This is a genomic window from Legionella sp. km772, assembly GCF_003989735.1.
Taxonomy (GTDB): Bacteria; Pseudomonadota; Gammaproteobacteria; order Legionellales; family Legionellaceae; genus Legionella.
Genome location: NZ_RZGQ01000263.1, coordinates 1 through 3,052 on the forward strand (window position 1 = coordinate 1; position 3,052 = coordinate 3,052).

The window sequence follows — 3,052 nt, forward strand, 5'->3', positions numbered from 1 at the left end:
CTCTCCTGGCCTATGGACTTGTGGATAAGCCATTCTGAGAGTAAGGTGAATGAACTAACAAACCGGGAATAGCTCTTATTTTTCCTGAATTTTGTTCCAGATCCCCGGACCTAGCTAAGATGACCTAGAGCAGGATGGAAGCCTATAAAAATCAATAGAAGAATTACTAGAATCAAGTGACATTAATGATTGGAAAGAGGATTGTGAATAAGGCATTTTCTTCTCTTTGGTTTAATATTTGCACATTCTAACCCAAATGTGCTCATATTGCAATTTATTTTAATAAATTCAACACTAGCTCAGCGCATGAGTTCCCATTTGCTGGATAGGCTCAACATGTACCATTCCCCTCAAACTAGACAGCGTAGCTAGTTCCGATGGCACTAATTCATGTTCGGTAGGGACAGCACCTATTTCGGGAATAATTAAATTAAGTGCAGCCCATGCAGGCAATATCGGCTTAGATTATGGCTGTATTTATCAGGGCGGTTATGTCTATGCTTAGTGACAGTGCACCATTACTCAAATCATAGGTGGAAAAGTCGCCGCAACAGTTGACTAGGCTGCGGCAGTTCCTATAAGCCAACACTGCAAAAATCCAATCCAAGCGTTCAATTTTAACCACCTTAAATACTGGGTTCGGTGATAAGCCACCCAAACTACACTTGGTATCAGAATTTTGCTACTTATGAGCAGCTCCAAGCGAAAGCTTATTGTTATTGGGGTTAGGTGGTTTCCGAGCGTTCACTCCATAGTGACTAAAATAATTGCCAGTGAACTGAAATAAGTTCGAATGCCCCAATTGTTTTAAATGGATAACCCTTCGCTCTTATTTTCGGCTGAATTCACCTCAAAATTGTCTTTCCTTTTAGGCCAAACCCGATTAAAGAAATTAAATGCATATTGCCGACCGTCAATTTGGGTATGATCAGGCCGCGGGGTGGTTGATATTAATAAGCGAGGATGGGCCGTGTGGCCGTTTGTAGTTCTTGCTTGATGGTGCAAGGCCTCTGAAACATAAAATTTATGTTGATTGGGTTGATCATTTAGCCATTCTTTTTCTTGCTCAGAAAGCTCTTGGCCTTGTTCTTGTTTCTTAGCAATAACCTTGGTTTGTTCTTTGACAAGAGAATAAGTGGACGCATTCTTATGGGGGACCATGATATCATCCGCGAAGCGCCTACCTTGGTCATCCTTTTTCGAGCGCACCACTAAGAAGTCGCGATCGTGAGGGGGAATGGTAGTAAATTGTTTATCAATATTCAAATCCCAATTGGCAGAGTGGATCACTGGAATAAGAATTAATTTAATTAAAGCGTAAGTTAGCCAATTGAACCAGGTAGCGGGATGCCATAAAGCTGCTTGGGCAGCTGGTTTAGTCCGACCCTCAATTATAGAGGATAAAGACCGGAAGGAGCGCGCATTGAATAGTTTTACCGGTAAACCTTCCTCGTGCAAAGTTCCTGCTGTATGCGCCGCTACATTACCTCCTAGACACTCGCCCATCAAAGCAATGTTTTCAGGGCGGGCTCCTAATAGCAGTAAACGTTGTGCTTGGGCATAAGCGTCGGCATAAAGCGAGTTTTGGTTGGTAACAATACCGGTACTAAGACCAACGCCGCGGTAGTTAAAGCCAATAATAGTAGCATTTAAATTTTTTGCATAAACCTGATAGTGTTTTAGCCAATCAACAAAATTATTACTGCGCGGCATTGCTGCAATAATAAAATGTCGCTCCGAGATCTCTGTTTTTGCGGCGTCTGGACCACGAACCTCTACTGAATCCAGAACAGAGTTGTCCGTGGTTTGGAGGGTATAAAAATAAATCTGTTGCCTATTTTGGCGAAAATCATGGTGTAGGCGCTTTTCTAGTTTTTGATAGAATAGTTCCTTTTGCTCTTCACTTAGATTCTCCAGTCCGCGGAAATGAATTTGGTTAGGTGCAAAGGTTTGCCCTTTTTTACCTTCGACTTTTGCTGCTATTTTTTCAATTAATTTGTCGAGGTATTTATCGATTGAATGTTTACCACTCGGTAATACCCTAAGGATAGGGCCCAAAAGAGAATTGACAATTTTTAAAGAGGTAAGGTTATTAACGAGAAAACTATGCCAATTTAAAATAGCCCTCTGTAAAATATGCTTTTTAGGGTAAATATTAATTACCGTAATTTCATCTTCTTTAGAAAATAAAGGATCAGGATGCTTAGGATGTTGTAGGCTTAAGGACTCATCTTTTTCCTCGGCACGAAAGAGAGGATTAATTACTAAATAAGAAAGTAGACGGCCAATAACTGTTTGATAGACATGATAGGGAAATAGAATAAGCCGCTCAGCAAATTGTCTTATCTGCTGTAAAAAAGTTTTAGGCGGTGATACCAAGCGGTAAAAGCCTCCATCTTTTTGAGCTGTTTTGTGAAGTGACAATTTTTGCGGTGGCATAAAAAACTCCCTTAAACAATCTGCGCCATTATATCGTTTAATTCTTAAGTATTTATTAAGCAAAGTTCCCTCTACTTCGTGATATCTTAATGGGCTGGTTTTAATAAAGATAAACCGTGTTCAAGGAGAGAGTTGATGAAAAAAAGAGGGAAGACAGTAGTTCAATTATTATACGGGATAAGTTTCTTATTGGTTCAAACCCTAGCGGCTCATGCAGAGGACTTTCCTTTTGAACTGGGCACCGGCATTTATGATATTACTGGGGCTGCCGCAGAAATCAATATGATGGGTTATGCTCGCCCACAACAATTAACAAGCGGCTTACATTCGCGTTTATGGTCTCGTGCCTTTATTATTGCTTCACCTTTAAATGATAAGCGGGTGGTTTTTGTAAGCGCCGATTTAGGAATGGCCTTTCAATCGATTAAGCAGGGAGTAGTAAAAAAATTAAAAGAGCACTTTGGTGAACTTTATAATGATAAAAACTTAATGATTACTCATGTTACGCACGGTCAATTTTAAGCTGCCATATTTTTAAGCTCCTGCCAAGCAATCTGGTTCGCTCTAAGAATCAATTTGTACTTAATAGCAAAGTGATTTAAATGAGTTTTTA

The 3,052-nt window shown here is 40.0% G+C and carries 2 protein-coding genes; one reads left to right on the forward strand and one right to left on the reverse strand.

Annotated features, from left to right (window positions below; translation table 11 throughout):
* Nucleotides 1–807 precede the first annotated feature (807 nt).
* On the reverse strand, nt 808–2,439 hold the full coding sequence (locus tag ELY15_RS14925) for a hypothetical protein (protein ID WP_127101411.1): 1,632 nt from the start codon (nt 2,437–2,439) through the stop codon (nt 808–810).
* Nucleotides 2,440–2,574: 135 nt separating this feature from the next.
* Between ELY15_RS14925 and ELY15_RS14930 the strand changes: the two genes are divergently transcribed.
* The gene (locus ELY15_RS14930; RefSeq protein WP_127101413.1) at nt 2,575–2,961 is read left to right on the forward strand and encodes a neutral/alkaline non-lysosomal ceramidase N-terminal domain-containing protein; all 387 of its coding nucleotides are present in this window, start codon (nt 2,575–2,577) and stop codon (nt 2,959–2,961) included.
* Nucleotides 2,962–3,052: the final 91 nt, after the last annotated feature.

Bases quoted from the DNA above. Each gene is read 5' to 3' on its own strand.
- ELY15_RS14930 (WP_127101413.1), top strand. From the start codon at position 2,575: ATGAAAAAAAGAGGGAAGACAGTAGTTCAATTATTATACGGGATAAGT.
- ELY15_RS14925 (WP_127101411.1), bottom strand. From the start codon at position 2,439: ATGCCACCGCAAAAATTGTCACTTCACAAAACAGCTCAAAAAGATGGA.